Annotated in this window: 26 protein-coding genes; 18 read left to right on the top strand and 8 right to left on the bottom strand. The window is 69.6% G+C overall.

Annotation, left to right across the window (positions count from 1 at the left end; all coding sequences use genetic code 11):
- Positions 1-17 precede the first annotated feature (17 nt).
- From fabI to MFF01_RS06680, 3 genes are all read right to left on the bottom strand, one after another.
- A complete protein-coding gene (fabI, locus tag MFF01_RS06690) occupies positions 18-860 on the bottom strand; it encodes an enoyl-ACP reductase FabI (protein WP_238223251.1) in 843 nt (280 codons plus the stop codon).
- Positions 861-1,083: 223 nt separating this feature from the next.
- Positions 1,084-2,004 (bottom strand): DnaJ C-terminal domain-containing protein, encoded by a 921-nt coding sequence (locus MFF01_RS06685; protein ID WP_238223240.1) that lies wholly within the window; start codon positions 2,002-2,004, stop codon positions 1,084-1,086.
- A gap of 96 nt (positions 2,005-2,100) precedes the next feature.
- A complete protein-coding gene (locus tag MFF01_RS06680) occupies positions 2,101-2,628 on the bottom strand; it encodes an RT0821/Lpp0805 family surface protein (RefSeq protein ID WP_238223239.1) in 528 nt (175 codons plus the stop codon).
- Positions 2,629-2,723: 95 nt separating this feature from the next.
- Here MFF01_RS06680 and pdxH point away from each other — a divergent pair, with 95 nt between their 5' ends.
- The 6 genes from pdxH to MFF01_RS06650 all read left to right on the top strand — a co-directional run bounded on the left by pdxH (position 2,724) and on the right by MFF01_RS06650 (position 6,754).
- Positions 2,724-3,350 carry a pyridoxamine 5'-phosphate oxidase gene (gene pdxH / locus MFF01_RS06675; RefSeq protein WP_283207164.1) on the top strand — a complete coding sequence of 209 codons (627 nt, stop codon included), beginning with the start codon at positions 2,724-2,726 and terminating at the stop codon, positions 3,348-3,350.
- A gap of 152 nt (positions 3,351-3,502) precedes the next feature.
- Positions 3,503-4,225 (top strand): SDR family NAD(P)-dependent oxidoreductase, encoded by a 723-nt coding sequence (locus MFF01_RS06670; RefSeq protein ID WP_238223275.1) that lies wholly within the window; start codon positions 3,503-3,505, stop codon positions 4,223-4,225.
- On the top strand, positions 4,218-5,342 hold the full coding sequence (locus MFF01_RS06665) for a hypothetical protein (RefSeq protein ID WP_238223237.1): 1,125 nt from the start codon (positions 4,218-4,220) through the stop codon (positions 5,340-5,342). Before MFF01_RS06670 ends, MFF01_RS06665 begins: the two co-directional genes overlap by 8 nt.
- Before the next feature lie 40 nt (positions 5,343-5,382).
- Positions 5,383-5,877: an NUDIX hydrolase gene (locus MFF01_RS06660; protein WP_238223235.1), complete on the top strand. Its 495-nt coding sequence runs from the start codon at positions 5,383-5,385 to the stop codon at positions 5,875-5,877.
- A 50-nt stretch (positions 5,878-5,927) separates the two neighbouring features.
- Positions 5,928-6,341, top strand: a complete 414-nt coding sequence (locus tag MFF01_RS06655) for a TIGR02301 family protein (RefSeq protein WP_238223272.1) — start codon at positions 5,928-5,930, stop codon at positions 6,339-6,341.
- Positions 6,342-6,499: 158 nt separating this feature from the next.
- A complete protein-coding gene (locus MFF01_RS06650) occupies positions 6,500-6,754 on the top strand; it encodes a hypothetical protein (RefSeq protein WP_238223232.1) in 255 nt (84 codons plus the stop codon).
- A gap of 124 nt (positions 6,755-6,878) precedes the next feature.
- Here the strand turns inward: MFF01_RS06650 and MFF01_RS06645 are convergent, their stop codons facing one another.
- Positions 6,879-7,535, bottom strand: coding sequence for an alpha/beta hydrolase (locus MFF01_RS06645; protein WP_238223229.1), 657 nt, complete (start codon positions 7,533-7,535; stop codon positions 6,879-6,881).
- A gap of 297 nt (positions 7,536-7,832) precedes the next feature.
- Here MFF01_RS06645 and MFF01_RS06640 point away from each other — a divergent pair, with 297 nt between their 5' ends.
- The 6 genes from MFF01_RS06640 to MFF01_RS06615 all read left to right on the top strand — a co-directional run bounded on the left by MFF01_RS06640 (position 7,833) and on the right by MFF01_RS06615 (position 14,592).
- Complete coding sequence (locus MFF01_RS06640; RefSeq protein ID WP_238223228.1) at positions 7,833-8,993, top strand: cysteine desulfurase family protein; 1,161 nt, start codon at positions 7,833-7,835, stop codon at positions 8,991-8,993.
- 70 nt (positions 8,994-9,063) lie between these two features.
- Positions 9,064-10,533, top strand: coding sequence for a Fe-S cluster assembly protein SufB (gene sufB, locus MFF01_RS06635; protein ID WP_238223225.1), 1,470 nt, complete (start codon positions 9,064-9,066; stop codon positions 10,531-10,533).
- 193 nt (positions 10,534-10,726) lie between these two features.
- On the top strand, positions 10,727-11,479 hold the full coding sequence (gene sufC, locus MFF01_RS06630) for a Fe-S cluster assembly ATPase SufC (protein ID WP_238223223.1): 753 nt from the start codon (positions 10,727-10,729) through the stop codon (positions 11,477-11,479).
- Between the two features lie 2 nt (positions 11,480-11,481).
- A complete protein-coding gene (gene sufD / locus MFF01_RS06625; RefSeq protein WP_238223222.1) occupies positions 11,482-12,804 on the top strand; it encodes a Fe-S cluster assembly protein SufD in 1,323 nt (440 codons plus the stop codon).
- A 67-nt stretch (positions 12,805-12,871) separates the two neighbouring features.
- The gene (locus MFF01_RS06620; RefSeq protein ID WP_238223220.1) at positions 12,872-14,101 is read left to right on the top strand and encodes a cysteine desulfurase; all 1,230 of its coding nucleotides are present in this window, start codon (positions 12,872-12,874) and stop codon (positions 14,099-14,101) included.
- Between the two features lie 110 nt (positions 14,102-14,211).
- Positions 14,212-14,592, top strand: coding sequence for an SUF system Fe-S cluster assembly protein (locus tag MFF01_RS06615; RefSeq protein ID WP_238223218.1), 381 nt, complete (start codon positions 14,212-14,214; stop codon positions 14,590-14,592).
- A gap of 10 nt (positions 14,593-14,602) precedes the next feature.
- Here MFF01_RS06615 and MFF01_RS06610 read toward each other — a convergent pair whose 3' ends face one another.
- Positions 14,603-15,199, bottom strand: coding sequence for a Uma2 family endonuclease (locus MFF01_RS06610; protein ID WP_238223216.1), 597 nt, complete (start codon positions 15,197-15,199; stop codon positions 14,603-14,605).
- Positions 15,200-15,349: 150 nt separating this feature from the next.
- Between MFF01_RS06610 and MFF01_RS06605 the strand changes: the two genes are divergently transcribed.
- Positions 15,350-15,727 carry a HesB/IscA family protein gene (locus tag MFF01_RS06605; protein WP_238223214.1) on the top strand — a complete coding sequence of 126 codons (378 nt, stop codon included), beginning with the start codon at positions 15,350-15,352 and terminating at the stop codon, positions 15,725-15,727.
- A gap of 101 nt (positions 15,728-15,828) precedes the next feature.
- Here the strand turns inward: MFF01_RS06605 and MFF01_RS06600 are convergent, their stop codons facing one another.
- Both MFF01_RS06600 and MFF01_RS06595 read right to left on the bottom strand, forming a co-directional pair.
- Positions 15,829-16,878, bottom strand: coding sequence for a GGDEF domain-containing protein (locus MFF01_RS06600; protein ID WP_238223212.1), 1,050 nt, complete (start codon positions 16,876-16,878; stop codon positions 15,829-15,831).
- Positions 16,879-17,045: 167 nt separating this feature from the next.
- Positions 17,046-18,563 carry a DEAD/DEAH box helicase gene (locus tag MFF01_RS06595; RefSeq protein ID WP_238223210.1) on the bottom strand — a complete coding sequence of 506 codons (1,518 nt, stop codon included), beginning with the start codon at positions 18,561-18,563 and terminating at the stop codon, positions 17,046-17,048.
- Positions 18,564-18,933: 370 nt separating this feature from the next.
- Here MFF01_RS06595 and MFF01_RS06590 point away from each other — a divergent pair, with 370 nt between their 5' ends.
- The 5 genes from MFF01_RS06590 to MFF01_RS06570 all read left to right on the top strand — a co-directional run bounded on the left by MFF01_RS06590 (position 18,934) and on the right by MFF01_RS06570 (position 23,002).
- On the top strand, positions 18,934-20,361 hold the full coding sequence (locus MFF01_RS06590; RefSeq protein ID WP_353959551.1) for an NCS1 family nucleobase:cation symporter-1: 1,428 nt from the start codon (positions 18,934-18,936) through the stop codon (positions 20,359-20,361).
- Positions 20,362-20,372: 11 nt separating this feature from the next.
- Positions 20,373-21,098, top strand: a complete 726-nt coding sequence (locus MFF01_RS06585; protein WP_238223270.1) for an aspartate/glutamate racemase family protein — start codon at positions 20,373-20,375, stop codon at positions 21,096-21,098.
- Between the two features lie 129 nt (positions 21,099-21,227).
- Positions 21,228-21,839: a hypothetical protein gene (locus tag MFF01_RS06580; protein WP_238223205.1), complete on the top strand. Its 612-nt coding sequence runs from the start codon at positions 21,228-21,230 to the stop codon at positions 21,837-21,839.
- Positions 21,832-22,197 carry a transcriptional regulator gene (locus MFF01_RS06575; protein WP_238223202.1) on the top strand — a complete coding sequence of 122 codons (366 nt, stop codon included), beginning with the start codon at positions 21,832-21,834 and terminating at the stop codon, positions 22,195-22,197. Before MFF01_RS06580 ends, MFF01_RS06575 begins: the two co-directional genes overlap by 8 nt.
- Before the next feature lie 97 nt (positions 22,198-22,294).
- Positions 22,295-23,002 carry a di-trans,poly-cis-decaprenylcistransferase gene (locus MFF01_RS06570; protein ID WP_238223200.1) on the top strand — a complete coding sequence of 236 codons (708 nt, stop codon included), beginning with the start codon at positions 22,295-22,297 and terminating at the stop codon, positions 23,000-23,002.
- Positions 23,003-23,019: 17 nt separating this feature from the next.
- Here the strand turns inward: MFF01_RS06570 and MFF01_RS06565 are convergent, their stop codons facing one another.
- A complete protein-coding gene (locus MFF01_RS06565; protein ID WP_238223198.1) occupies positions 23,020-23,322 on the bottom strand; it encodes a hypothetical protein in 303 nt (100 codons plus the stop codon).
- Positions 23,323-23,809 lie beyond the last annotated feature (487 nt).

Raw genomic sequence — 23,809 nt, 5'->3', positions numbered from 1 at the left:
CAAGGACGGGTGCCGGATCACTCCTTGTCGAGGCTGAGGTCCGGGGCTTCCGGGTTCTTCATGCCGACCACGTGGTAGCCGGCATCGACGTGGAGGATCTCGCCGGTCATGCCGCGGCTCATGTCGGAGACGAGGTAGGCGGCGGTCTCGCCCACCTCCTCGATGGTCACGGTGCGCCGGAGCGGCGCGTTGTACTCGTTCCACTTCAGGATGTAGCGGAAATCGCCGATGCCGGACGCCGCCAGCGTCTTGATCGGGCCGGCCGAGATGGCGTTGACGCGGATCCGCGAAGGGCCGAGATCGGCGGCGAGATACCGGACCGACGCCTCCAGGGCGGCTTTCGCGACGCCCATGACGTTGTAGTGCGGCATCCACTTCTCGGCACCGTAATAGGTCAGGGTCAGGAGCGAGCCGCCGTTCGTCATCAGCTTCTCGGCCCGCTGGGCCACTGCCGTGAACGAGTAGCACGAGATGAGGAGCGACTTGGTGAAGTTCGCCTCCGAGGTCTCGAGATAGCGGCCGGTGAGTTCGTCCTTGTCCGAGAAGGCGACGCAGTGGACGACGAAGTCGAGGCCTTCAGGGAATACCTCGGCGGTCGCGGCGAACACCGCGTCGATGGAGGTCGGATCGGTGACGTCGCAATGCCCGACCACGTGGGCGTCGAGTTCGCGGGCGAGGGGCTCGACGCGCTTCTTCAGGGCGTCGCCCTGATAGGTGAAGGCGAGCTTGGCCCCGTGGGCGGCGGCGGATTTCGCGATGCCCCAGGCGATGGAGCGGTTGTTGGCGACACCGAGCACCAGCCCGCGCTTGCCGGCGAGGAGGCCGCCGACGTGATCGTGAACCGGGTTCGTGTCCGCCATGAAGTCACCTGAGCCCTGAAGCCGTCTGCCTGACGCGGGGAGGCCCGGCCAGAGGGGTCGGGCGAACGGCATGCGCCGCGGCATCCTTAGCGGAGGCATGCCGGTGACGGAAGTCCGGGTTTCGGCCGGAGCCGGGGAGGGCGGGTGTCTCTCGCAAAACTCCCGTCGCGTCGCCGTGCCCGGAGCGAGAGCCGGCGGGGATGGGAAGTTTTGCGAGGCGCTCTCAGCCGACCCGGGCGGCGCGCCGGGCCTTGGCGTAGTCGGTGAGCGCCGTGTCCTCGGTGGCCGGCAGGGCGATGGCGGTGGTGGCGAACAGGTCGCCCCGCGTGCCGTCCTTCTTCGGCAGGCCCTTGCCCTTGAGGCGGAAGGTGCGGCCTGAACTCGTCATGGCGGGGATCCGCATCTCGACGGCGCCCGTCAGGGTCGGCACCCGGATCGGACCGCCCAGGACCGCGTCCTCCAGGGGCACCTCGACGGAGACACGCAGGTCAGCCCCGTCCGGCGTAAAGCGGGGATGCGGCAGGATGCGGATGGTCAGGAGCGCGTCGCCCGGCGCCCCGCGCCCGGCGGGCGACCCGAGGCCGCGCAGGCGGATCACCTGGCCATCGACCACGCCGCGCGGCACCACCACGTCGACGTCGCGCCCGTTGGGCAGCGAGAGGCGCAACTTCTCCTCGCTTGCCACCTGTTCGAGGGTCACGTTGAGTTCGGCCGCGACATCCTCGCCCTTGGGGGCCTCGCGCGGTCCGGGGCCCGCGCCGCCGGCCCGGAAGGCTTCGCCGAACAGGTGCGAGAAGATGTCGTCGCCCATCCCACCCGGACCGCCCGCGCCGCGCCCCCGGGCTGCGTTCTCGAAGCCACCGAACCCGCCGGGGCGCCCGCCGCCGAAGCCGCCGAACCCCTCGAAGCCCGTGGCGCGGGGCTTGCCCTCGGCGTCGATCTCGCCCCGGTCGAACTGACCGCGCTTGCCCGCGTCGCCCAGGATCTCGTAAGCCGAATTCGCCTCGGCGAAACGGTCCTTGGCCTTGGCGTCACCCGCGTTGCGGTCGGGGTGGTAGGCCTTGGCGAGCTTGCGGTAGGCCTTCTTGATGTCAGCTTCGCTGGCACCCTTGGGCACGCCCAGCACGTCGTAGGGATTGCGCATCGGTCAACACTGTCTCGGGGTCATCGCGCCTGATGTGGACGGTTCGCCACGGCTTCGCAACGCGGCCCCGCAAGATTTCGCCGGCGCAAGGCCTCGTCAGATCACCGTCTTCGTGCCGCGCACGCGCTTCAGGGTCCACTCGCCGCCCGAGGGCTTGCAGCCGGTGCCGCGCAGGAACCGGCTCCGGCCCGGCGCGATCACCGAGGCGAGGAAATCGCGACAGATCTGGTCGTTGGAGACGTAAGGCAGGCCCGTCGGATTGACGGAGCCGCGCAGGTTCGTCTCCGGGTTGTCCCACTTCACCGGGCGGCCGTTGCCCTGCGGATCGAGGGCCACCGCCAGGGCGGCATGGGCCCGGCGCCAATCCTCGGCCCCGAGGTCGCGGCCGAAGCTCTCGGGATGCCGCTCGATGCTGCCGGTTGTCGCGGGCTCGGACGCCGAAGTGGCCTCCGCCACCGTGTCGGCCTGGAAGGTGATGATCGGCAGTCCGCAGCCCGACAGGGGCAGGAGGGCCAGGGCGGCCAGCCGTCCCCACGCGCGGCCGATGCCCCCGATCCGCCCGGAAAAACCACCGTGCGAGAGCTTGGCGGCGATTCCTTTCGTTCTAAAGTCGCACCGACGCATTACACCTGATCTCAACGACGGGAGAGGACCGACGGTCAACCGCGCCCCACGTCGGTGCCCCCCGACCCGGATCTCACGCAAGAAGGACGTTCGCCTTGGATCGGTTAAGGATCGATGACCCCGCCCCGCAGGACGATTTCACCCGCGCCGCCGATCCGTGGGTTCTGTTTTCGGCCTGGATGGCGCAGGCGGAGGCCTCGGAACCCAACGACGCCAACGCCATGGCCCTCGCCACCGCCGGGTCCGACGGCCTGCCCGACGTGCGCATGGTGCTGCTGAAGGGCGTCGATGCGCACGGTTTCGTGTTCTACACCAACACCGAATCGGCCAAGGGCGAGGAGCTGACCCAGAACCCCCAGGCCGCCCTGGTGCTGCACTGGAAGAGCCTGCGCCGGCAGGTCCGGGCGCGGGGTCCCGTCACCCCCGTCACCGACGCGGAAGCGGACGCGTATTTCGCCAGCCGGGCGCGCAACAGCCGCATCGGCGCCCATGCCAGCCGCCAGTCGCGGCCGCTCACCGACCGCGCCACCCTGGAGGCGGAGGTGGCAGCGCTGGCCGCCCGGTTCGAGGACGGCCCGGTGCCGCGCCCCGAGAACTGGATCGGCTACCGCATCGCGCCGGTTTCCATCGAGTTCTGGCAGGACGGCCCGTTCCGGCTGCACGACCGGGTGCGGTTCACCCGCGCCGGCGACGGCTGGTCGGGGGCACGGCTCTATCCCTGACCGGTCCGTGGTGCGGCGCGGGATCGACCCTGGATTTTAGGATCGGCGGCGCTTAGACCTTGGAGCCGGCGCGGCGGGTGCCCTTTCGTCAACCGCCTCCCGATCCTGAAGGAACGGTCTTGGCCACATCCTCCAACGAACGCCGCCGCGTCATGCTGCTCACGGGCGCCAGCCGCGGCATCGGCCACGCCACGGTCAAGCGCTTCTCGGCGGCCGGCTGGCGGGTCATCACCTGCTCGCGCCACGCGTTTCCCGAGAACTGTCCGTGGGAGATGGGCCCGGAGGACCACCTCCAGGTGGATCTCGCCGATCCCGAGGACACCATGCGGGGCATCGCCGAGGTGGCCGGGCGCCTCGCCGACGAGGGCGGCCTCCTGCACGCCCTCGTCAACAACGCCGGCATCTCGCCCAAGGGCGCCAACGGCGAGCGCCTCGGCGCCATCGCCACGGAGTTCGGCGACTGGCGCAAGGTGTTTCAGGTCAACGTGTTCGCGCCGCTCCTCCTGGCGCGCGGCCTGTGCGAGGAACTGACCCGGGCCAAGGGCTCCATCGTCAACGTCACCTCCATCGCGGGGTCGCGGGTCCATCCCTTCGCGGGCGCGGCCTACGGCACCTCGAAGGCGGCGCTCGCCGGCCTCACCCGCGAGATGGCGAGCGATTTCGGGCCCCTCGGGGTGCGCGTCAACGCGATCTCGCCCGGCGAGATCGACACCGCCATCCTCTCGCCCGGGACCGACAAGATCGTCGCCGGCATTCCCCAGCGGCGCCTCGGCACCCCCGACGAGGTGGCGAAAGCCATCTACTTCCTGTGCACCGAGGCCTCGTCCTACGTGAACGGCGCCGAACTGCACATCAACGGCGGCCAGCATGTCTGACCGGGTGCTGCGGCCCGGTCTCCTCGCCGCCCTGGCGTTCCTGTTTCCTGCTCTGGCCGCCGCCGAGCCCGGTGCCACCCTCCTCGACCTGCCATTCGCCGCGAGTGCGCTCCGCGCGCCGGGCAGCGAGGTCGCCGTGGCGGTGGCGACCTCCGGGCTCCTTCCCCTGGCGCGGCCCAAGGCCGGCTCGCGCGAGCCGGCCGGGGAGGGCGCGCCCGTCGCCGTGGCGTGGGGGGAGGCGGGGGGCGCCGCCCTCACCCTCGTGGACGGACAGGTGCGCGTGACCCTGCTGGGCCGCGAGGCCGTCGAGGGCCTGGCCGCCGCCGAGACCCCGCGCGGGGCGCTGCCCGGCCTGCCCCGCGCGGTGTCGGGCGGGCTCTCGGCCGTCCTCGCCGAGCCCGTGGCCGTGCCGGGCCGGGCGGGGCAGGGCGCGGGCCGGCTGGTGATCCGCGAGCGCCAGCCCGTCCCCATGAGCGCGGAGCCGAAGGCCGTGCCCGTCGCCACCGCGACGGTGTCCCCCGCCCCCGATGCCGCCTTCGCCGCGCGCTCCCCCGTTCTCACCGTCTTCGACGGGCGCCCGACCGTCGTGGTGGTGACCGAGAACGAGGCCGGTTCGTCCCTGGCCGTCGCCCAGGCCGCCGAGGCCGGCTGGAGCGTGCGGGCGCGCGGTCCCGCCGCGCCCGGCCGCCCGCTCCAGGTCGCCGGCATCGCGGATTTCTCCGGCAGCGGCCGGCCGCAGATCGCCGTCACGGGTCCGGCGGACGGTGCCGCCCGCCTCCGGCTCTGGACCTACGAAGGCGGCGCCCTGCAGCCCGCGCAGGCCGCGTCCGGCCAGGACATCGCGGCCCCGGGTTACGACGCCGCCGCCCCCGGCGAGGGCGGTCCCGGTCTGTCGGCCCTCCTGCCCCGTGACGGCGGCGTGGACCTCGCCCTGCCGGTGGCGGACCGCTCGGCCCTGGCGATCCTGTCCTTCAAGGGCGGACTCGTGGAGCGCGCTCGCGTTCCCCTGCCGGCCCCGGCCGCCTTCGGCGTCGCCACCCTCGGGACGGGACCGGAGGCCCGCCTCCTCGTCGGCCTCGCCGACGGGCGCATCGCCGTGGTGAACCCCACGCCATGAAGTCCCGTCCAATGAATCCCTGCCCGATGAATCCCCACTCATGACCGAGCCCCCGGCCTCCGCCGACGCCCCCACGCGCCTGTTTCCGGCGCGGCCCTTCGTGGGCGCCTCCATCGCGGTGATCCGGGGCGACCGGGTGCTCCTCGCCGCCCGGGCCAACGCGCCCATGCGCGGGGTCTGGACCCTGCCGGGCGGCCTCGTGGAGGCCGGTGAGGCCCTGGCCGAGGCGGCCCTGCGCGAATTGCAGGAGGAGGTCGGCCTGACCGCCGAGGTGGTGGGCGTGCTCAGCCCCACCGAGATCATCCTGCGGGCCGAGGACGGCCGCACGCGCCACCACTACGTGGTGCATCCCCACGCGGCCGTTTGGACCGGCGGCGAGGCGGTGCCGGGCCCCGAGGCCCTCGCCGTGCGCTGGGCGACCCTGGCGGAGCTGTCCGGCCTCGACACCACGCCGGGCCTCGACGCGACCGTGGCGGCCGCCTTCGCGCGGGTCTGCGCCGGCGGGCGGCCCACCGGCGGGACGTCGGACGCGTGACGAAGCCCCGCCTGTTTCTTCGTTCGGGCCTATGCCTGCTGGCGTTCCTGATGGCCGTGCCGGTCGCCGAGGCTCAGCAGGGGCGGGGCGGGACTGGGCGGTCCGCCCCCCGGAGCGAGAAGCCGGCCGAGAAGGAGCCGCCCCCCGCCCCCGAGCCGCCGCCGGCCCCTTATGACCGCGATCTCCTGCGGCTCTCCGAGATCATCGGGGCCTTGGCCTTCCTGCGCGACCTCTGCGCCGCGCCGGACGCGGGCCAGTGGCCCGTACGGATGAAGGCCCTCCTGGAGGCCGAGGGCGTCACGCCCGGCCGCCGCGACCGCCTGGCCGGGGCCTACAACCGGGGTTACCGCGGCTACGCTCTGACCTACCGGGTCTGCACGCCGTCGGCGCGGGAAGCCGCCACCCGGTTCGTGGCCGAAGGGGAGCGTCTGTCGCACAGTTTGGCGAGCCGGTTCGGCGGGTGATGCCCGGACGCAACACTCACCGCGGCATCGGCGCTTTCGCGCATTTTGAGTGTCGACGTTAACTGCTTCGCAATTCCTGGCTTTGCCGGCGCGGTTCCAGGCCCTATCATCATGGGTACGTGCCGAGCGTTTCTTCGGCGCCAACGATGTCCTGGCCCATGCACGCTGATTCTGCTCCCGCGCCCTTCGAGGCGGATCTCAACGACAAGCGCGCAGCCCTTGGCTACGTGTCGGAGGCGTTCGCCGAAGGCTGTCTCGACGGCCTCGACGGTGACTGCATGGCTCAGGCAGCCTTGTTCGCCGCCTTCCAGGAGCTCGTGATGACCTACGGCGAGGAAGCGACGGCGAGCTACGCCGAGGGCTTTCCGGACCGGATCCGGGGCGGCGCGTTCACCACGGCTCCGCAGCACTGAGGTTTCGGCCCCCGCGTCCTGGCGGGGTGGGGGCTTGGCGGGGGCGACCGGAGTTCCGCCGCGGGGCGGCCGGCGCGCCCCCCGATCCTTCGGTTCGACGCGCCGGTACGGGATCGGTCCGGCCTTAAGCGGTGGCGTCCTTCGCGCCCAGGCGCTTGTCGAGATAGGTGTCGACGGTCTGGGTCAGCTCGTCGACCTTGCCGTCGAAGAAGTGGTTGGCGCCCTCCACCACCTGATGCTCGATGATGACGCCCTTCTGCACCTTCACCTTCTCGATCACCGGCATCACCTCGCGGGCCGGCGCCACCCGGTCCTCCGATCCGTGGACGAACAGGCCCGAGGACGGGCAGGGCGCCAGGAAGGTGAAGTCGTAGCGGTTGGCCATGGCGGCGATGGAAATGAAGCCCTCGATCTCCGGGCGGCGCATCAGAAGCTGCATGCCGATCCACGAGCCGAACGACACGCCCGCGATCCAGCACGCCCGGGCTTCCGGGTTGACCGACTGCACCCAGTCGAGAGCGGAGGCCGCATCCGAGAGTTCGCCGGTGCCGTGATCGAAGGCGCCCTGGCTGCGCCCGACTCCGCGGAAATTGAACCGCAGGGCGGCGAAGCCCCGGTTGGCGAACGTGTAGAAAAGATTGTACACGATTTGATTGTTCATCGTGCCCCCGAACTGGGGGTGCGGGTGGAGCACGATGGCGATCGGTGCGCCCTTCTTCTTGGGGGCCTGGTAGCGCCCCTCGAGACGGCCGGCCGGACCGGTGAAGATGACTTCGGGCATGGTTCTCTCACAAGCTTCTGGACGATGCGCGCGACGGCGGACGCACGGCAGGCCCGGCGCGGAACGCCTTGACTCGACGGGGCGCGAACTTAAAAGCGCTCTTAGAACGGTTCTAGTGGACTGGAATCATTCTAAAGTAAGGGTTCGGGCGCTTCCGGGCCGTTGCAGTCCCCGCGTGTCGGGGTGTCGGAATCAGGTTCTTCGGCGCCTTAGCATGATCGTGGGGGGCAAAAGCAAGGATTTGTCGTCTTCGGCTCCGGTGCCGCCAATGGTTTTCGCCTCCATGACTTCGCCCAGATGACAGTGTCGCGCGCCTATCTCGACCACAACGCGACCTCGCCGGTTCGGCCGGAGGTGGCGGATGCCGTGGCGCGGGCGCTCGGGCTGTCCGGCAATCCGTCCTCGGTCCATGCCGAGGGCCGGGCCGCCCGCGCGGCCCTGGAGGCCGCCCGCGCGGCGGTGGGCGCCCTCGTGGGAGTCGGCGCGGGCCGTGTGGTGTTCACGAGCGGTGGCACGGAAGCCGCCAACGCCGTCCTGTCTGGCGCCCTGCGCCGGGCCGGCGAGGCGGCGCCGACCCGGCTCGTCATCGGCGCCACGGAGCATTCCTGCGTCGCCGCCGGGCACCGCTTCCCGGCCGAGCGGGTGGACGTGCTTCCCGTCGATGCCCGCGGCGTTGTCGATCTCGCGGCGCTGGCCGGAATTCTCGATCGGCACCGGGGGGAGGGCGTTCTCGTTTCGGTCCATGCCGCCAACAACGAGACCGGGGTGATCCAGCCTCTCGCCGGGATCGTCGCCCTGGCGCGGGGGCACGGCCGCGCCCTCGTTCATTCCGATGCCGTGCAGGCGGTGGGTAAGATCCCCCTCGATTTCGCCGGCCTCGGCCTCGATGCCCTCACGCTGTCGGGGCACAAGTTCGCTGCGCCGAAGGGCGTCGGCGCCCTCGTCCTCGCCGAGGGCATCACCCTGGAGGCGGCGCACCTGCGCGGCGGTGGCCAGGAGGGGCGCCTGCGCGGCGGCACCGAGAACGTGCCCGGCCTCGTCGGCATGGGGGTGGCGGCCGGGATCGCGGCGGCCGGCCTCGGCGATACGCCCGCGGCCCTGCGCGATGCCATCGCGGCGGGCCTGCGGCGGCTCGCCCCCGATCTCGTGGTGTTCGGGGAGGGTGCGCCGCGCCTGCCCAACACCTTGAGTTTTTCCATTCCCGGCCTCGACGCCCCGACGGCCGTGATGCACCTCGACCTCGCCGGGGTCGCGGTCTCGTCCGGGTCGGCCTGCGCCTCGGGCAAGGTCGCGCGCTCCCCCGTCCTCGCCGCCATGGGCGTCAGCCCTGCCCTGGCCGCAGGGGCCCTGCGCGTCAGCCTCGGGTGGAACACCACGGAAAGCGACGGGACGCGCTGTCTCGCCGCCTGCGAACGCCTCGTCGAGACCCTATATCGACGGAGAGGGCAGGCCGCCTGACGGCGGCCCGCCCAACCCATTTCTCGCGAACACGCCCGGCCCTTGACGCCGGGTCGATCAGGAGACGCCAATGCCTGCCGTGCAGGAAACCATCGACCGGGTCCGCTCCATCGACCTCGACCAGTACAAGTACGGGTTCGAGACCACCATCGAGATGGAGAAGTCCGAAAAGGGCATCTCCGAGGACGTGATCCGCTTCATCTCGGCCAAGAAGGACGAGCCCGAGTGGATGCTCGCCTGGCGGCTCGATGCCTACAAGCGCTGGCAGACCATGCAGGAGCCCGACTGGGCCCGCGTGTCCTACGACAAGGTCGATTACAAGGACATCTACTACTACGCGGCCCCCAAGCGCCCGGCCGCGATGTCGCTGGACGAGATCGACCCGGAGATCCTGAAGACGTACGAAAAACTCGGCATTCCCCTGCGCGAGGTCGAGGTGCTGGAGGGCATCGCCCCTGAGCGCCGGGTCGCCGTCGACGCGGTGTTCGATTCCGTGTCCGTCGCCACCACCTTCAAGGCCGAACTGTCCAAGGCCGGCGTGATCTTCATGCCGATCTCGGAAGCCATCCGCGAGTACCCGGACCTCGTGAAGAAGTACCTCGGCTCCGTCGTGCCCGTGACCGACAACTTCTTCGCGACGCTCAACTCGGCAGTCTTTTCCGACGGCTCGTTCGTCTACATCCCGCCGGGCGTGCGCTGCCCGATGGAGCTCTCGACCTATTTCCGCATCAACGAGCGTGACACCGGCCAGTTCGAGCGCACGCTCATCATCGCCGACAAGGGGTCCTATGTCTCGTATCTCGAGGGCTGCACTGCTCCGAAGCGCGACGACAACCAGCTCCACGCGGCGGTGGTCGAACTCGTCGCCCTGGACGACGCCGAGATCAAGTACTCGACGGTCCAGAATTGGTACCCCGGCGACAACGAGGGCAAGGGCGGCATCTACAACTTCGTGACGAAGCGCGGCGATTGCCGGGGCGCGAACTCGAAGATCTCGTGGACGCAGGTCGAGACCGGTTCGGCCATCACCTGGAAGTACCCGTCCTGCATCCTGCGCGGCGACAATTCCCGGGGTGAGTTCTACTCCATCGCCGTGTCAAACGGCATGCAGCAAGTCGATTCCGGCACCAAGATGATCCATCTGGGCAAGAATACGACGAGCCGGATCATCTCGAAGGGCATCTCGGCGGGTCGTTCGCAGAACACCTACCGGGGCCTCGTCTCGGCCCATAAGAAGGCCACGGGCGCGCGCAACTTCACCAACTGCGATTCGCTCCTCATCGGCGACCAGTGCGGCGCGCACACGGTGCCGTACATCGAGTCGAAGAACGCGTCCGCGCAGTTCGAGCATGAGGCCACCACCTCGAAGATCTCCGAGGACCAGATGTTCTACTGCCAGCAGCGTGGCCTCTCCAACGAGGAGGCGACCGCTCTCATCGTCAACGGCTTCGTCCGCGACGTGCTGCAGCAGCTGCCCATGGAGTTCGCCGTCGAAGCCCAGAAGTTGATCTCGATCAGCCTCGAAGGTTCCGTGGGCTAAAGGCGGCTCCATCAAATCCAGCGCGCACTCCCCCTCTCCCCTTTGCGGGAGAGGGTGGCCCGCGGAGCGGGTCGGGTGAGGGGAGCGCGCTATCCGGAGAGGTCGCCCCTCTCCCGCCTGCTCCGCAGGCACCCTCCCCCGCAAAGGGGGGAGGGTCGCGACCCGACGCTTTAAGATTCAGGACTATGCTGCAATGATCGAAATCAAGAACCTCACCGTCGCCATCGAGGACAAGCAGATCCTCAACGGCCTCAACCTCACGGTGAACGACGGCGAAGTCGCGGCCATCATGGGGCCGAACGGCTCGGGCAAGTCGACCCTGTCCTACGTCATCGCCGGCAAGGAGGACTACGAGGTCCTCGACGGCGAGATCCTGCTGGACGGCGTCAACATCCTCGAGATGAGCCCCGACGAGCGCGCCGCATCCGGCGTGTTCCTGGCCTTCCAGTATCCGCTCGAAATCCCCGGCGTCGGCACCATGACCTTCCTCAAGGCGACGCTGAACGCCCAGCGCCGGGCGCGCGGCGAGGGCGAGCTCTCGACCCCCGACTTCATCCGCAAGGTGAATGCGGCTGCCGAAAAGCTCGAGATCAACAAGGAGATGCTCAAGCGCGCCCTCAACGTCGGGTTCTCCGGCGGCGAGAAGAAGCGCATGGAGATCCTGCAGATGGCGCTCCTGGAGCCCAAATTCTGCGTCCTCGACGAGACCGATTCGGGCCTCGACATCGATGCCCTGCGCATCGTCTCCGGCGGCGTGAATGCTCTGCGCGCCCAGGGCCGCTCGTTCCTCGTCATCACCCACTACCAGCGCCTGCTCGACTACATCGTGCCGGACGTGGTCCACGTCATGTCGCAGGGCCAGATCGTGAAGTCGGGCGACAAGGACCTCGCCAAGGCCCTGGAAGCCTCGGGCTACGCCGAGTACCGCACGGGCGAGGCCGCCTGACCATGGCCGACATCACCCCGCTCCGCACGGCGGCCGAGACCGGCCTGTCGAAACTCTTCGAAGCCACGAAGATGAAGTACCCCACGGGCGTGTCCATCGCCCGCGAGGAGGCGTTCCGCTACTTCGAGGCGGTGGGCCTGCCCACCCGCCGCGTCGAGGCGTTCAAGTACACCGATCTGCGCTCGGCGTTCCGCGATGCGGCGCATCCGGCCGAGATGCCGCAGCCTGAGACCGCCAGGGCGGCCGTGGCGGGGGCCAAGGGCTTTGCCGGGATCGAGGCCGCGCGCCTCACCTTCGTCAACGGCCACCTCATCGAGGCGGAATCCGACCTCACCCGCATCCCGGCCGGCATCACCGTGACGCCGCTCACCGAGGCGCTCACCGACGGCCACGCCCTCCTCGACCGGCTCACCCCCGTGAAGCAGGCCGCCGAGAACGCGATCTACCAGCTCAACACCGCCTTCCTGGCTGACGGCGTGCTCATCTCCGTCGCGGCCGGCGCCAAGGTCGAGGCGCCTCTGCACCTGCGCTTCATCGGCACCGGGTCGGACGCGTATTCCACGGCGACCCGTGTCCTCGTCGTGCTGGAGGAGGGCGCCGAAGCCCTCGTCCTGGAGAGCCACGAGGGACCGGACGGCATCGCCTATCAGCCCAACGATGCCGTGGACGTGGTGGTCGGCGACCATGCCACCTTCCGGCATGCGCGCCTGAATGCGGAGGGCCGCGAGGCCGTAGCCCTCTCGACGCTGTCGGTGAAGCTCGGCGCGCAAGCCGCCGTGGAGACCGTCAACGTGGTGGTGGGCGCCGTGCTCTCGCGCCATCAGGTCTACCTCAACTTCGCGGGCGCCGACGCCCGGGCCGTGGTCAACGGCGCGGCCATGCTCAACGGCAAGCAGCTCGCCGACACCACGTTCCTCGCCGACCACGCCGCCACCGGCGGGGTGAGCCGCGAGCTGTTCAAGACCGTGGTGGACGGGGCCGCCACGGGCGTGTTCCAGGGCAAGATCATCGTGCAGCAGGCGGCCCAGCAGACCGATGGCAAGATGATGTCGGCCTGCCTCATCCTGTCCGACGAGGGGCAGATGATGAACAAGCCCGAACTCGAGATCTTCGCCGACGACGTCGCCTGCGGCCACGGCGCCACCTGCGGGGCGCTCGACGATGACCTCCTGTTCTACCTCATGCAGCGCGGCCTGCCGAAGGCTGAGGCCGAGAGCCTGCTGGTGCAGGCCTTCCTGGGTGCGGCCATCGAATCGGTGAGCCACGAGGGCGCCCGCGAGGCGCTGATCGGCACCGTCGAGGCGTGGCTGAAGGCCCGGGGCTGAAGAAAGATCGAAGGTCGGCCTCGAGGACGAGGCCGACCTTCAGCGGCTCCCCTTGGAAAGTCGAGACATGAACGCACCCTACGACGTCGAGGCGATCCGGGCCGAGTTCCCGATCCTCGCCCAGAAGGTCTACGGCAAGCCCCTGGTCTATCTCGACAACGCGGCCTCGTCGCAGAAACCGCGCGCGGTCATCGACGCCATGGTGGCCTGCATGGAGACGGGCTACGCCAACGTCCATCGCGGCCTGCACTTCATGGCGAACGCTGCCACGGAGGGGTTCGAGGGCGCCCGCGAGACCACGCGGCAGTTCCTCAACGCCGACTCCACCGACGAGATCGTCTTCACCCGTAACGCCACGGAGGCCTACAACCTCGTGGCCTCGTCCATGGGGCTGATGGGCCAGATCGGCGAGGGGGATGAGATCATCCTGTCGATTATGGAGCACCATTCCAACATCGTGCCCTGGCACTTCCTGCGCGAGCGGCGCGGTGCGGTGATCAAGTGGGCGCCCGTGGACGACGAGGGGAACTTCCTCCTCGATGAATACGAGAAGCTGTTCTCAGCCCGCACCAGGATGGTGGCGATCACCCACATGTCGAACGTGCTCGGTACGGTGACGCCGGCCGCCGAGATCGTGCGCATCGCCCACGCCCACGGCGTACCGGTGCTCCTCGACGGGGCGCAGAGCGCGGTGCACGGGCCCATCGACGTGAAGGCCCTCGATTGCGACTTCTTCGTCTTCACCGGCCACAAGGTCTACGGACCCACCGGCATCGGCGTGCTCTACGGCAAGCGGGAGTGGCTGGAGCGGCTGCCGCCCTACCAGGGCGGCGGCGAGATGATCCGCACGGTGAGCCAGGACGCGATCACCTACAACGATCCGCCCCACCGCTTCGAGGCGGGTACCCCGGCGATCGTTGAGGCGGTGGGCCTCGGCGCGGCCCTGGAATTCATGATGACGCTGGGGCGCGACAGAATCGCGGCGCATGAGGCCTCGCTCCTCGCCTACGCGCAGGAGCGGCTGGGGGCCATGAATTCGTTGCGGATGATCGGCACCGCCAAGGGCAAGGGCGGCGTCATCGCCTTCGAGATGAAGGGCGCCCACGCCCACGACATTGCCACGGTGATCGATCGCTACGGCGTCGCCATCCGGGCGGGCACCCATTGCGCGATGCCGCTGCTCTCGCGCTTCGGGGCGACCTCCACCTGTCGCGCCTCGTTCGGACTGTATAACACCCGAAGCGAGATCGACGTCCTCGCCGAGGCTCTGGCCAAGGCCGAGACGATGTTCGCCTGACGCTCGAAATTCCGGCAGCGACGCTGCCGCCGGCGCGATTGCGCGGCGCCCGTGGGGCGGGCGAGCGCGGATCGCCGCCGATCCGCGACACTGAAGACGAGGACCACACCATGAGCGATACAGCCATCACCGGCGGGGCCAATTCCCCTGCCATCGCCAGCGCCTCGGCGATCCCGCCCGAGGAACTCGACCGTCTGACCGACGACATCGTGGCGGCGCTCAAGAGCGTCTATGATCCCGAGATCCCGGCCGACATCTACGAGCTCGGCCTGATCTACAAGGTCGACATCGCCGACGACCGCACGGTCGCGATCGACATGACCCTCACGGCGCCGGGCTGTCCCGTGGCGGGGGAGATGCCGGGTTGGGTCGAGACGGCGGTGGCCGCCGTGCCGGGCGTCCAGGCCTGTGCCGTCACCATGGTGTTCGATCCGCCGTGGGATCAGAGCCGCATGTCCGACGAGGCCCGCGTCGCCCTGGACATGTGGTAAGGGGCCGACCTCAGCCCTCCGTCACCAAATCGCGGCGGCCTGGAAAGCTCAGTCCTTCGTAGATGTCGGCGAGGGCGAGGCTGGCGCCGATGGCCGGCAGGCCGATCACCGTCTCCAGGCCCTCGAAGGCTTCGATCTCCCAAGCATCGTTCCCGCGCGTGTAGAGCAAAGCCTGGGGCTTGAGCGTTTCGATGAGGAGAATGTAGGCCAGCGTCGGGTGACGCTTGTATTCCTCTACCTTGCGCGTCTGGTCGATAGCAGTGGTGGATGGCGAGGCGACCTCGACGACGAGCCTGGGTTCTCGTGCTTCATACGTATCGGGCACCAGGGCGGCGCACTCCACCATCACGTCGGGCCGCCGCAGCGTCGTGATGCTGGTGCGGATCCCGATGTCGGACGTGGTCGGACGGCAGGGTTTGCCTCGTAACTGGGTTCCGAGGCTGATGATGACGTTCACCGTCGCCAGATCGTGCTGCACGCTCGCGCCCGTCATCATCCGGTGGCGGGGGACCGGGTACCCGTCCACGAGTTCGTAGAGTTCGTCCTGATCGCGCTGCCAGACCAGGAAATCCTCGATCGTCATCGGGGCAAGGGCTGCGTCGGCCATGAGTCTCTCCGTCCTGCCGCTCGCGGAAGTCTAGCGCAGGGCGCCCCACCCCGTCACCGGAGTAGACCGTGGGCCGGCGACTCCTTATCTTAACTGCGCGCGATCATCCTCAACCGCCCGGGCCTTGAACCCGGCTGCCGGAGAGACCTCATGGCTTCGAATTTCAAAGTTCTCTCGCTCACCGACGCGGCCGCCGAGCGCATCAAGGCGATCATCGCCGATGCCGACCGGCCCATCGCCGGCCTGCGGGTGGGTGTGAAGAACGGCGGCTGCGCCGGCATGTCCTACACCATGGAATACGCCGACGGTCAGAAGCCCGGCGAGGACATGGTCGAGGATCGCGGGGTCAAGGTCTTCGTCGACCCCAAGGCGCTGCTGTTCCTCCTCGGGACGCAGATGGATTTCACCTCCACCAAGCTCGCTTCGCAGTTCGTGTTCAACAACCCGAATCAGACCTCGGCCTGCGGCTGCGGCGAGTCCGTGGCGATCACGCCGGTGAACCCCGAAGCCGTACGCGCCTCGGCCTGACCGGCCGCCGGTTTCGACGGCCTCGCGAGACGCCCGGCCACCGTCTATTCGCGCTCCGGGCAACTCAGTGTGACGGGCGTTTCGTGAGGGAGATCAGGACGTCAGCCGGGCGGGGGCACGACGCTGCCATCGTCCACCGTGCGGTTGCGACCCTCGCGCTTGGCCTTGAACATGCACTGGTCCGCGCGTTCGAGGAGTGAAACCGCCGTATCGCTCGGGCGTACGGCGGCCACCCCAAGGGAGATGGTGACCTTGCCCAGCGCCTCCCCCGTGGTGCGCTTGACGAGTTCACGCGTCATCACGCTGGTGCGGACTTTCTCGGCTATGGCACGCGCCTGCAGCCGGCCAAGGCCCGGCAGGAGGATGGCGAATTCCTCGCCGCCGAAGCGCGCCAGGGTGACCCCGGCCGCGACGTTCTCGCGCATCACCGCGCCGACGAGGCGCAGGACTTGGTCGCCCGTGAGGTGACCATACAAATCGTTGAAGCGCTTGAACGAATCCACGTCGATGACGATGAGGCTGGCGGGTGTCCGCTCGGCCACCGATTCCTCGACCAGATTGTGCAGGCTTTCCTCGAACTGCTTGCGGTTCGCGAGGCCGGTGAGCGGATCCGTGAGGCTCTCGCGGCGCGTCGCCTCCAGGGTCTCGCGCAAGGCTTCGATCTCGTTGCGGCTCTCGCGCATGCGGGTCTCGAGCACGCGATTGCTGTCGGCCACCTCCCGGGTCGTGGCCACCAGCGCCCCGACGATCTCGAGAACGCGGTCCCGGTCGAGTCCCGACCCGTCGAGGTCGTTCAGCAGCGTTCGCAGGGATTCGCCGTGCTGCGCCGTGGACCCGAGGGAGAGGTCGAGCGCTTCCATGAGGCTCGCGATCTCGGCGAGCACCGTGCGGCTCGTGTGATCGGCCGCGCGCGCGAGGCGGTGGCCGTCGAGATGGGTTTCGTAGAGGGCGTCGATCTCGTCCTCGGCGAGGGACCCCTTCGCCATGAGGTCGGTGATCGCCTCGTTGATCTTCGGATGTAGGCCCGCGACATAGGTGTACCAGACCGTGTAGGCCCGTGGCGTCGCCGAGGGGCCGTACTGGCGCATCAGGGCATTGGCGCGCTCGGCCAGAGCGAAGGTCCGCTCCCGATCACCCTGACTGCCGTTCATATCCACCCAACCGTAGAATCGCCCTGGCCCTTCGCTCCGATGGGAGCGGAGAGCCAGCCGCGAGACCCTAACCGCCCGGTGGCGGAAACGCCATCAGGCGTCGGCGCCCCCAACGTCCCTCGCTCTTTCGAGGCCGGGATTCGATGGCGTCCCGACTCCGGGCCGACTCATTTGGTGGACTTGATCACTGCCGGGCGCAGGAGGAAGGCCGGTACGTGCGAGCCGAGGCCGATGGGCGTCTCGCCGTCGTCCTCGTCGCCGCGCCGCCGGGGCGCCGGCCGGCGCTCCTCGCGCCGGGGTTCGGCCGTGCGCTGGGGGGCGGGCTCCTTCGGACGAGCCGGGGAGGGGGCGGCCTCGGCCTCGACCGCCGGGGACGGTCCCCGTTCGGGGCTGTCCCGGCGGCCACCCTTGCGGGCACGGGGCTCCGACCGGGCGGCCTCGCGCCCGGTCTCGCTCGCGCCGCGCCGGCGCAGGGTTTGACCGGATTTGCCGCGATGGCGCGTCCGGGTCGGCGCGTCCTCGCGCTCCGCCGGAGCGGCGCCGGGCTCGGGCAGGACGCCGAGGTCGCCCTCGGCCCAGGGGATCGGCTGGCCGATCAGGCTCTCGATGGCGGTGACCGAGCGCTCGTCGGAGCGGGTCACCAGGGTGAAGGCGTGGCCCGCCCGCCCGGCCCGGCCCGTGCGGCCGATGCGGTGGACGTAATCCTCAGGATGGTGGGGTACGTCGAAATTGAAGACGTGGCTCACGGCCGGGATGTCGAGGCCGCGCGCCGCGACGTCGGAGGCGACCAGCAGCGGCACCTCTCCGGAGCGGAAGCCGTCCAGCGCGATGGTGCGGGCGCGCTGGTCCATGTCGCCGTGCAAAGCCGCGACGTTGAAGCCGTGGCTCGCCAGCGACTTCTGCAGCAGCGCCACGTCGCGTTTGCGGTTGCAGAAGATGATGCCGTTGTTGAGCTCCGCCTCGCCCCGGATGAGCCGACGCAGGAGGTCGCGCTTCTCGTGGCCCTCAGAGCCCGTGGCCACGAGCTTCTGCACGATGGTGGCGGCTGTAGAGGCGGGGCGCGCCACCTCGATCCGCTGCGGCGTGTGCAGGAACATGTCGGCCAGCCGCTCGATCTCCGGCGGCATGGTGGCCGAGAAGAACAGGGTCTGGCGGGTGAACGGCACCATCTTCACGATGCGTTCGATGTCGGGGATGAAGCCCATGTCGAGCATCCGGTCGGCCTCGTCGATCACGAGGAGCTCGACGCCCGTGAGGAGGAGCTTGCCGCGCTCGAAATGGTCGAGGAGCCGGCCCGGGGTCGCGATCAGCACGTCGGTGCCGCGCATGAGCTTGGCGTCCTGCTCGGCGAACGAGACGCCGCCGATGATCAGGGCCACGTTGAGCTTGTGGTTGATGCCGTAGCGGTCGAAGTTCTCCACCACCTGGGCGGCGAGCTCGCGCGTCGGCTCGAGGATGAGGGTGCGCGGCATGCGGGCGCGGGCCCGGCCATTCTCCAGCAGGGTCAGCATCGGCAGCGTGAACGCCGCCGTCTTGCCGGTTCCGGTCTGGGCGATGCCCAGCACGTCGCGCCGGGCCAGCACGTGGGGAATGGCCTGGGCTTGGATCGGCGTCGGCTCGGTATAACCGGCCGCCGTGACGGCCTGAAGGACCTTGTCGCTCAATCCGAGGTCGGCAAAAGACATATTCTATGAGAACCGTTGCGCGCGGGAATGGACCGACCGGCGCGGAGTGCATCGACACGGCGACGGCTTCGAGGGGCGGTTTCGACACACGTCCCGCCGCGCACACGCGTTGCGTCAGACACTTAGAGCCCCTGGGCCACTTGTCAATCGAGCCGGCGGTGCGCCGGGAATTTATCCACCTCGCGCGGCGGTCGAGCCCTGGCCTCGCGGCCCTAGGTCAACCCCTTGCCAACGGTACGCCCCGTGCAACACATTCAACCGCACGGCGAGCGGCGCCGCGGCGTCAAGGGGGGGCTGGCCGATGTCACACGGGGTAGCGACGATCGCGGAGGCGACATCGGGAGGCGCCGCCCCGGATGCGCATCCCGGGGTGACGATCAAGCCCGGCTACGACGAGCGCCTCACCAACGAAGACCTGGCGCCCCTGCGCAGCCAGACCTGGGGCACCTACAACATCTTCGCGTTCTGGATGTCGGACGTCCACAGTGTCGGCGGCTACATCACTGCCGGTTCGCTGTTCTCCCTCGGGCTCGTGAGCTGGCAGGTGCTAGCCTCGCTCCTCGTCGGCATCCTCATCGTGCAACTGTTCTGCAACCTCGTCGCCAAGCCGAGTCAGGTCACCGGCACGCCCTATCCGGTGATCTGCCGCGCCTCCTTCGGGGTGAAGGGCGCCAATATCCCGGCCATCATCCGCGGCCTCATCGCGGTGGCCTGGTACGGCATCCAGACCTATCTGGCCTCGTCCGCCTTTATGATCGTGGCCCTGCGGTTCTATCCCGAACTCGGCCCCTATGCCGACGTCGCCACCTCCGGCTTCGTCGGATTGTCGAGCCTCGGCTGGGCGAGCTTCATGGCGCTCTGGGTGATCCAGGCGCTGGTGTTCTGGCGCGGCATGGAGGCGATCCGCAAGTTCATCGACTGGGCGGGGCCGGCCGTCTACGTCGTGATGATCGCCCTCGCGGCCTACCTCGTCGCTAAGGCCGGCATCGACAAGGTCGGCCTGTCGCTCGGCGAAGTACGCTACCAGGGCTGGGATGCCGTGCCGGTGATGCTCAACGCCATCGCCCTCGTGGTCTCCTACTTCTCCGGGCCGATGCTCAACTTCGGCGACTTCTCCCGCTACGGGAAATCCTTCGCGGCGGTAAAGGCCGGCAACGTCTGGGGCCTGCCGGTAAATTTCATCGGCTTCTCCCTGCTGACGGTCATCACCACCTCGGCGACCCTGCCGGTGTTCGGCCGCCTCATCATCGATCCCGTCGAGACGGTGAGCCGCATCGATAACACCTACGCGGTGGTGCTCGGCGCCTTCACCTTCATGACGGCGACCATTGGCATCAACATCGTGGCCAACTTCGTCTCGCCGGCCTTCGACTTCTCGAACGTGGCGCCCCAGCACATCAGCTGGCGCATGGGCGGCATGATCGCCGCCGTGGCGTCGATCTTCATCACCCCGTGGAACCTCTACAACAACCCGGCGGTGATCCACTACACGCTCGACGTGCTCGGGGGCTTCATCGGACCGCTGTTCGGTATCTTGATCGCGGATTACTACGTGGTGCGCCGGCAGCACGTGGTGGTGGACGACCTCTACAGCATGAGCCCCACGGGCCGGTACTGGTACACGGACGGCTACAACCGGGCCGCCATCCTCAGCGTGATCCCCTCGGCTCTCGTGCCGGTCCTGTGCGCCGTGGTCCCGGCCCTGTCGGGGCTGGCCAACTTCTCGTGGTTCATCGGCGTCGGCCTCGGCTTTGCGACCTATGTCGCGCTGATGCGGCGGACCCCCCAGGCGTCATGAGTCACCGCCCCGTGCGCATCCTCCTCATCAACCCCAACACCATGGCCTCCGTCACCGACCTCGTGGCGGACCATGTCCGGGGCCTCGTCGGCGGGTCGGCCGAGATCATGGCCGTGACCGGTCGCTTCGGCGCCCGCTACATCGCGAGCCGGGCGGCCGCGGCCATCGCCGGCCATGCCGCCCTCGATGCCCTGGCCGAGCATGTCGCCGGGGCCGATGCCGTCTACCTCGCGTGCTTCGGCGATCCGGGCCTGGCGGCCCTGCGCGAGGTCTCGCCGGTGCCGGTGGTGGGTATGGCCGAGGCCGCGTGCCGGGCCGCCTTCGCCGATGGCCGGCGCTTCGCCATCGTCACCGGCGGCGCCCTGTGGGGGCCGATGCTGACGGAGTTCGTGGCCGCCCTCGGCCTGGGACGGTATCTGACCGGCGTGCGCACCGTCGCGCCGACGGGAGCCGAGATCGCCGCCGACCCCGACGCGGCCCTCGGCGGCCTCGCCGCCGCCTGCCGGGCCTGCGCCGAGGCGGACGGGGCCGAGGCCGTGATCCTCGGGGGCGCGGCCCTGGCCGGGCTCGCCGCGCGCATCCAGCCCACCGTTCCGGTGCCGGTGCTCTGTTCGGTGGAGGCCGGCACTCGCACGGTTCTGGCGGCGGCCCGAGACGGGGCGGCGAGGGGGGAAGCCCCCGCCCTCGCGAGCCTCGGCCTGTCTCCGGCCCTGGCGGCGCTCCTCGCCAAGCCCTGATCCCCTCACTTTGCATTGCAAAGAAAACGGTTGCATCGGCTTTGCCAGGCCGTATACTTTGCATCATAGAGCTTGAGAGGGCGGCGTAATCCGGCCTCCGACGTTCCGAGGGATAGGACCGGGGTTCGCATGACCGATCTCGACAGGGCTCTGGCGGACATCGGTGCCATCCGCTCGCAGCTCGTGCGCGGCACCGCCTTCAGCGGCTACGGCCCGGCGGCCTTCGCGGCCACCGCCGGGCTGGCGCTGGCCACGGCCACCCTGCAGACCCTCCTCCTCGACGATCCGGAGGCCCGGCCGTTCGCCTTCTTCGCGGCCTGGATCGCCACGGCTTTCGCCGCCCTCGGTCTCGTTGGGGCGGAGATGCGGGCCCGGGCGCGCCGGCACGCGGGCGGCCTCGGCGATGCGATGATCCACGATGCCGTGGAGCAGTTCCTGCCGGCGGGGGCCGCCGGGGCGCTCCTCGGCCTCGTGCTGGCGCGGGTGTCGCCCGAGAGCCTGTGGCTGCTGCCGGGCCTGTGGCAGGTCATCGTCAGCCTCGGGATCTTCGCGGGCGTCCGGGTGATGCCGCGCGGGGTCGCCCTCGTCGGCGCCTGGTACCTCGTGGCCGGCCTGACCGTGCTCGTCGTCACGGGGGAGGGCCGAACCCTCTCGCCCTGGGCGATGGGGGTGCCCTTCGCCGTCGGCCAGGGCCTCATGACCCTCGTGATCCGGGCCGCTTCGGAGGCCGGCGATGCCTAAAGCCGACGCGCCGTTCGCCTATGACGGGCTTGACCGGGTGATCCACGAGAAGGCCCGCCTCGGCCTCCTCACCTCCCTCATCGCCCACCCGAAGGGGCTCGCCTTCGCCGACCTGAAGCAGCTCTGCGGCCTCACGGACGGCAATCTCAGCCGCCATCTCCAGGTGCTGCAGGAGGCGGGCCTCGTCGAGATCCGCAAGGGCTACGACGGCAACCGGCCCCAGACCACCTGCGGCCTCACCGCCGCCGGACGCCGCCGCTTCCTCGAGTATCTCGCCGTGCTGGAGCGCGTGGTCCGCGACGCGGCCGAGGCGGCCGAGCAGGACCATGCCGGCCGGCCCGAGCCCAGCCCGGCCTGAGCCCGACGGGGCGCCGGAGCGACATCCAAGTCCGTCGTCCGGCGAATGAGCCGGCGATCGTGCGTGTCCGTCCTTTCGTTCGCAAGGAGACTCTACAATGCAAAGTGCTTTGCAGCCCGGCCTTCACGTCGGCATCATCATGGACGGCAACGGTCGCTGGGCCACGGGGCGCGGCTTGCCCCGGGCGCTCGGCCACAAGGCCGGGGTCGCGGCGATCCGACGGGTCGTGGAGGCGGCGCCCGGCCAGGGCATCGGCACCCTGACGCTCTACGCGTTCTCCAGCGACAACTGGCGCCGGCCGGAGGACGAAGTCACGGCCCTCATGGGGCTGCTGCGCCTCTATCTGCGGGAGGAGGCGGAGCGGCTCGCCCGGGCGGGCGTGCGCCTCAGCGTGATCGGCCGGCGCGACCGTTTGCCGGAGGGCATCGCCGAGGCCATCGGGCGCGCCGAAGCCCGGACGGCGGCGGGATCCGGCCTGCACCTGCGCATCGCCCTCGATTACTCCGCTCGCGCTGCGATCCTGGCGGCAGCGGCGTCCCTGGCCGCCGACCTCCGGACCGGCGTGCCCGCCGCCGCCGAGTTCGGGCGCCGCGTCAGCGGCGGCCCCGTGCCGGACGTCGACCTCGTGATCCGCACCAGCGGCGAGCAGCGCCTCTCGGACTTCCTGCTCTGGGAAAGCGCCTATGCCGAGCTCCACTTCACGCCGGTGCACTGGCCCGATTTCGGGGCGGACGATCTCGCCACGGCGCTTCGGGCCTTCGCCGACCGGGAGCGCCGTTTCGGTGGCCTCGCGTCGGCGGCGTAGCCTGCGCGAGGCGCGCCTCAACGCCGGAGGTCGAGCGTCGTGCAGGGGTCGAGGGTGGTGCGGGCGGCGGCCGCGCCGATGGCGCCCGTGGTCTCGGGGTCTGGGGTGCCGGCGCGGGCGAACTGGCGCAGGGCTCCGCTCTCGGCGGCGCGGGACAGGTACTGCGTCGCCCCGAGGGCGGCGAAGCCGAGGGCGAGACACAGCTTGATCGTCCACGGCAGCAGGGTTGCGGCCCGTCGGGGCTCATCCCGCTCCCGAGGGGAATTCTTCCGGGAAAATTCCCGTTGGGGCGTTTCGAAGGAGCGGCTGGGAGGAAGCATGACGGGCGCAATCATCGGTGCGGCACGTCGCGCCGCTCCAAACCAGTCTTGATCATCACGGTTAAGAGTGCCTCACGAAACGCCCGATCGCGCTGGCAGGCCTTCCGTAGGCCACGCGGGCACCGCGTTGCGGCAGGATCATGCCGAGGTCACACCAAGAAAACCGTATGGTAAACACTATTCTTCCAGATCTCTCCGCCGATCGTCCCAGGACGTGCCAAGCGAATCCTTGGTGCCGTGCCGATGTGCGACAAAACACCGACAGCAGACGTTCGGGGTGACCTCGGGCTAACCTTTACCGTTCATTGAGATGTCGTGGGCTATCCGATGCTCATGTTGCAGGAAAGCGACAGACCTCGCGGCGTCCAGGGACTACAAGCGCGCCGGCTTTCGCCAATCCAGAACCGAGTACCCCGATGAAAAGACTGCTTCTCGCCTCGACCGTCCTCGCCGGCCTGACCGCCGTCGCTTCGGCCGCCGACCTTCC

The sequence above is a fragment of the Methylobacterium adhaesivum genome (genome assembly GCF_022179065.1).
GTDB classification, from domain to species: domain Bacteria; phylum Pseudomonadota; class Alphaproteobacteria; order Rhizobiales; family Beijerinckiaceae; genus Methylobacterium; species Methylobacterium adhaesivum.
Note: the sequence above shows the minus strand (reverse complement) of the source record. Positions and strands in the feature narration are given on the sequence as shown.